Consider the following 6,266-nt stretch of genomic DNA (forward strand, 5'->3'; position numbering starts at 1 on the left):
GATACTTATAACAGACTTTTTTTGTGAATGTGCTATACCTAATTGTATAATTCTATAAAACTAGAGATGGTTTTGCGCTGTTTGTAATGCTATAAAAAAAAACCTGATGGGCTACATCAGGTTTTTAGAGTATTTATAAAACGAGTAATTAGTTATACGTGTTATTATGGCTTGTTTTATTTCAATTTTTGCCAAGCTGTCTTTTGACCAGAGATTATTAACTCTATTACCTTACCATTAGAATCTATTACGAAATCTATATAATTATCTGATTTTGGTACATAAAAACGCGTTTTCGATTCAGGAAGAAGCGGAAACGTTTGAGGGCCAACCTTACTAAATAAAGCACCATTCTTAATAAAAAATTCTGCCTTCATTTGGGCTCCAGTAATTTGATAGTTACCACAGTATTTTTCTAAATCACTTTCGGTTAAATTAATATATGCTCTTTCATTGTATGTAATTACAGATCTTGTTTTTAAGTTATAGGCATCACCAGATTTTAACCAATAATATTCTCTACTGCCAGCTGGTAATTTATAGATTGTATCACGTTCTTTAGACCAACGCGTTCCATCGTAAATGGCGACATAAGATTCGCCAATAACGGTAAATGTATTTTTACGGACTATAATGCCTGTGCTTTCGTCGATACCTAAGCCTAGAAGTTCTGGTTTGTTATCTAAAATCTCGAACATATCATTTTGTCTATTTCTAGCTAATACATGTTGGTCTATTGCAACATTTTTAACAAAGGCAAAACCGTCTTCATGATCTCCCATCATTATAACATTAGTTTTAGAATCTCCTCTTGCTAAATAAGAGCCTTGTATGGTTGCTCCTGCAGAAGAGCCAGCAATAATGCCACCTCTGGTTAGGACGTTGTTTAAAGCGTTGTGTGTTTTTGTATTAAGATAAGAATCTGCTAATCGCCACTGTCTGCCGCCAGTTATCCAAACACCTGATGCTGTTTCTAAAACATTGGTAAATTCTTTTGAGTTTGCTTCTGTTCTGTCTCTTGTATGTAATACAGAAACATTAGTAAACCCATTTTTTAGGTAGTCGTTTTTAATGTTTTCAAGAAAAGCGTCGTCATAGTCTTCACTAGAAATTGCAGTTGGGATTACAACTAAATGCTTATCTGCACCACCCATTAATTCTTTAAATTTATCCCATAATTCATCGGTCATTCTGCCACCACCAACTATTAAAAGCGCACCATTCTCTGGTCCAATAGTTTCGTTTTCTTTTAGAGTGTTCGTCTCCTGCCCAAATAGATTGTTAACTGGTAATAATACTATGGCTAGAAGAAAACAGATTAATAAGTTGCGATTTTTTTTCATGTGTATTTAAGTTGTTTAATGATCTATAATCAGTGCTAATTCAGCGTTTTTTTAAAGTTAAGAAAAACTTCTTATACTGTTGTGCGTAGTTCTACCTGTTTTCTAATAGTAAATAGATCGCTCCGTATGGCTCGCAATGCCATAAAAAAAAATCCTGATGGGTGGTTGAATCAGGGTTTTTTGTTTATTATGTTGTTAGTTCGAGTGTTTCGAGTGGGCGAGACTGTATCGAGAAGCTTTTTTATTTTAAAAGCTTCTCGATACAGTGTTATTCCCTTTAATTTTTTCTCACAATTTTCACAATCCGACTAAATATGATTTCAGCTAAATTCCAGTTATAGCCATCAAAATTGGTTGTATTATTAAATTGAATAATAACCGTGTCTATGTCTTCATAGTATTTTGCCATACTCTGATAACCAACAACCAAACCTGTATGATCATACTCGTAAATTGAAGAATATACGTCTTCTTCTCCTTGGTTAAAAACGGAACCATCGTTTAATGCTCTTATGAATATGCCTACATCTTCTGCTGTTGCTATCATTCCTTGTTCCTCAGTCTTATGGTCGTCTTCATAGCCAACATAATAACCACTCATTAAATCGTCTATATTTACTTCGCTAAGCGACCCAAACGTATTGTTGAGCTCTAGTGGTATTAAAATTTCCTCTTGGATATATTGGTGATTGTTATAACCAACCACTTTATCTATGAGTCTGCGAAGTAGTAAATAATTGGTATTTGAATAGCCGTAGTCTTCATTAGGTGTAAAGCTAGCTGGCATGTCAATTGCAAATTCTAATGCTTCTTCTTCTCCATCAGGTGGATTAGCCCAAAAATTAGGATGGTCCATGTAGTTTGGAATGCCACTACGATGTTGCACCATCATTCTTATGGTTATTTGTTCTGCATTTTCAATTCTTCCGACAAGTTCAGGGAAGTAATCAGCGAGTGTTTTATCTAAGGAAAGTCTTTGGCTATGAGCTAATTTTGTTATAGCAACAGCGACATACAATTTACCAATACTAGCAATTTTGAATAAAGCTTTTGGGTTGGCAGGTATTTTGTTTTTTCGATCGTGCCAACCAGCTGCATAAAAGGCTGGAGGTTTACCTACTTCGTCTACATAAACAATTATTCCATCAAAGTCATATTCAATGGCTTTATTTACTTGCTCTTGTACTGTATCTGGTAGTGGCATTATCCAAGCTTTTACCAAAATCCATGGTACAAAGTACAAGGAACTTATGCTTGCAATAATAAATACGATTCTCAGTATTCGTTTTGTTTGGTTATTCTTCATGTTATTTAACATAGTGCATAAACCATTACTATTTGCAATGACTTACACTATTTTTAATTTAAAGATGACGTATTATATATTACAGGCATTTGCCCTTTCCATTTATTCCATAAACTGTTGTCACTAATTAGACTTGCCATAAAATGACCAACGTTTATACGACTGGTTTTTCCAGCATTAAAAATGGCACTTCTAGTTGGAGACGAATGTGTTTCGTAATCGGTAACTTCAGTTTCATCAGTTAAACCGTCGGGTCTTACTGCAGCCCATTCGATGAATTGGTTGTTTTGTCCAATTTGGATTCGTAAGTAATCTGCTGCTTTTTCATTGTCTACGTGAGGAGGTAAAAGAAGTCTTAAAAGCCCAATAACGCATTTTTGTGCAAACGAAATTGGTTCATTTAAATCACGATTACGATTACCAGTAGTATTCATTAAAACATATTTAATAGGACTTTCTGGCTTATTGGCTTTTATGGCATTACATAGTCTGCGAGCAGCATCTGTAACAAGTCTTCTGGGTTGTCCATAAATTCCTTTCCAATTCATATTATGTCCTAGACATGATGCAATTGCATCACAACCAAGAGTCAGTTTCATCATTTCTTTATCACTTAAATCTAAAAGACTTGCTGAGATAATTTTTACAAGTTCATTGTTTTTCCATGATTCTGGTAATTTTTCAGTAGACCTTACAACTGCCTTAACCCTGTGTCCTTGTATTAAAAGTTGCTCAGTCAGTTGTCTTCCTGTTGCTCCACTTGCACCTACTACTAAAATTGTCATATGATTTTTTAAAATTGATTGATACTTACTAGACGATATTTACGCTAATATGTTACATGTGTGAGGATTGCCATAAAAAAATCCTGATAGTTTATATCAGGATTTTTAATGATTCTAGATTCTGAAACGAGTTCAGGATGAAACTATGTTATTAGGTTTCTCTTAATTAGATTTCCTGCATTCAAAGGAATCTTATTCAACAAGTACCCACTCTCCTTTATCAATCAAAGGAATTGCTTGTTTATACTTTACTTCTTTAGCTTCACCACTCATTACATGCTTAATAGTCACTTTATCATTACGACCAATTTTTGGTTGATCTCTTACAATCGTTTCTACGACTTGTTGTTGGCGCGATGCACCAGCACCAGCAGCTCTGTTTTGAGACGAACGCTCATCTAAATTTTGAATCTCGTCTTTTTGAGTTTCTAGTTTTTCTTGTTTACGCGTTCTTGCTTCTTGAATCGTATTGGCTGTTTCTTGCGGAATTTCACCTTTAAATAAGAATGAAATTACATCTTTATTCACTTGGTCAATCATAGCTTTAAACAACTCAAAAGACTCAAACTTATAAATTAATAAAGGATCTTTTTGCTCGTGTACGGCTAACTGAACCGATTGCTTTAATTCATCCATTTTTCGCAAATGTACTTTCCAAGCATCATCTACAATGGCGAGTGTAATGTTCTTTTCAAAATCATTAATCAGCTGCGTTCCTTTAGTTTGGTAAGCTTTCTCTAAATCCGTAACAACCTGTAGATTTTTAACACCATCTGTAAATGGCACAACGATACGTTTAAACTTATCGCGTTGTGTGTTATATACATTTTCTATAACAGGAAATGCTAAATCTGCATTGCGTTGCATTTTTTCGCGATAGTGCTTAAAGGCTTCTTTATAAATTGTACCAGCGATGTCTGTTTCGCTCATTTTTTCGAAGTCTGCTTCAGAAATAGGTGAGGCCATTGAGAAGTAACGGATTAACTCAAACTCAAAGTTTTTATAATCGTTAGCATCTTTATTGGTCATTGCAATACCTTCAGAGGTATCAAAAATCATGTTGGCTAAATCGACACGTAGACGTTCACCTTGTAATGCATTTTTACGACGTTTGTAAACCACTTCACGCTGTGCGTTCATAACATCATCATACTCTAATAAACGCTTACGTACACCAAAGTTATTCTCTTCTACTTTTTTCTGTGCACGCTCAATAGACTTAGAAATCATGCCGTGTTGTATCACTTCACCTTCTTTAAGACCCATTCTATCCATCATCTTAGCAATACGTTCACTACCAAATAGACGCATTAAGTTATCTTCTAAGGACACATAAAATTGTGAACTTCCTGGATCTCCTTGACGACCAGCTCTACCACGTAATTGTCTATCGACACGACGCGAATCGTGACGCTCTGTACCAATAATGGCTAAACCGCCAGCGGCTTTAACCTCCTCACTCAACTTAATATCTGTACCACGACCTGCCATGTTGGTTGCAATGGTAACTTGGCCAGCATTACCTGCTTGTGCCACAATATCAGCTTCTTTCTTATGTTGTTTCGCATTTAGGACGTTGTGATCTATTTTGCGAACGCTTAATAGTTTTCCTAAAAGTTCAGATATTTCTACATTGGTTGTTCCTAAAAGTACTGGTCTGCCTTGTTGTGACAAATTGGTAACCTCATCAATAACCGCATTATACTTTTCGCGCTTAGTTTTATAAACTAAATCGTCTCTATCATCTCTGGCAATTGGTCTGTTGGTTGGAATTTCTACCACATCTAATTTGTAGATTTCCCAGAATTCACCTGCTTCTGTAACCGCAGTACCCGTCATACCAGACAGTTTACGGTACATTCTAAAATAGTTTTGAAGCGTTACAGTAGCAAAAGTTTGCGTAGCAGCCTCAATCTTTACATTTTCTTTAGCTTCAATCGCTTGGTGTAATCCGTCAGAATAACGACGACCATCCATAATACGACCTGTCTGCTCATCTACAATCATTACTTTGTTTTCCATTACAACGTATTGGTTGTCTTTTTCAAACAAAGCATAGGCCTTTAAAAGCTGATTTAAGGTATGTATCCGTTCCGATTTAATATTAAAATCTCTAAATAAAATTTCTTTAAGATTGGCTTCTTCTTCTGATGATAACCCTTGAGATTCAATCTTAGCAATTTCAATTCCCATTTCTGGCATCACGAAGAAGTCTGGATTATCTTCACCTGAAAGGAATTCAATTCCCTTATCAGATAATTCTACCTGATTATTTTTTTCGTCAATAACATAATAAAGTTCTGCATCAATCTTAGGCATTTCTCTATTATTATCTTGCATGTAGAAGTTCTCCGTTTTTTGAAGTAACTGCTTAATACCTTCTTCAGATAAAAACTTAATTAATGCTTTATTTTTAGGAATACCTCTGTAAGCTCTTAATAATTGGAATCCACCTTCTTTAGTGTCACCAGCGGCAATCAGTTTTTTAGCTTCAGCTAGTACACCAACTAAATATTTGCGTTGTACTTCTTCAATAGCGTTTACCTTAGGCTTAAGAGCATCAAACTCGTGCTCGTCTCCTCTAGGAACAGGACCCGAAATAATTAATGGTGTACGCGCATCATCGACTAATACAGAATCGACTTCATCGACGATAGCATAGTGGTGTCGACGTTGCACCAAATCTTCTGGCGAATGTGCCATATTATCACGTAAGTAATCGAAACCAAATTCATTATTAGTTCCATAAGTGATATCTGCATTATATGCTTTTCGACGTGCATCTGAGTTTGGTGTATGGTAATCAATACAATCGATACTCATGCCATGAAA

4 protein-coding genes are annotated in these 6,266 nt (G+C 35.4%); all 4 read right to left on the bottom strand.

Translation table 11 applies throughout. The annotated features are described in order from the left end of the window. Positions 1–176 precede the first annotated feature (176 nt). Positions 177–1,343, bottom strand: coding sequence for a Type 1 glutamine amidotransferase-like domain-containing protein (locus B2U95_RS08360; protein ID WP_296314892.1), 1,167 nt, complete (start codon positions 1,341–1,343; stop codon positions 177–179). Positions 1,344–1,620: 277 nt separating this feature from the next. After that, on the bottom strand, positions 1,621–2,649 hold the full coding sequence (locus tag B2U95_RS08365; protein WP_296314894.1) for a serine hydrolase domain-containing protein: 1,029 nt from the start codon (positions 2,647–2,649) through the stop codon (positions 1,621–1,623). Between the two features lie 53 nt (positions 2,650–2,702). Continuing rightward, complete coding sequence (locus tag B2U95_RS08370) at positions 2,703–3,434, bottom strand: NAD(P)-dependent oxidoreductase (RefSeq protein ID WP_296314895.1); 732 nt, start codon at positions 3,432–3,434, stop codon at positions 2,703–2,705. Between the two features lie 192 nt (positions 3,435–3,626). After that, positions 3,627–6,266: preprotein translocase subunit SecA (gene secA / locus B2U95_RS08375; protein WP_296314897.1), on the bottom strand; the 2,640-nt coding region annotated here is incomplete at its 5' end.

It is taken from the genome of Winogradskyella sp. UBA3174, from assembly GCF_002364335.1.
Taxonomy (GTDB): domain Bacteria; phylum Bacteroidota; class Bacteroidia; order Flavobacteriales; family Flavobacteriaceae; genus Winogradskyella.

What these genes read in the sequence shown, in the direction of transcription:
- B2U95_RS08360 (WP_296314892.1), bottom strand. Translation starts at nt 1,343, where the DNA reads ATGAAAAAAAATCGCAACTTATTAATCTGTTTTCTTCTAGCCATAGTA.
- B2U95_RS08365 (WP_296314894.1), bottom strand. Translation starts at nt 2,649, where the DNA reads ATGAAGAATAACCAAACAAAACGAATACTGAGAATCGTATTTATTATT.
- B2U95_RS08370 (WP_296314895.1), bottom strand. Translation starts at nt 3,434, where the DNA reads ATGACAATTTTAGTAGTAGGTGCAAGTGGAGCAACAGGAAGACAACTG.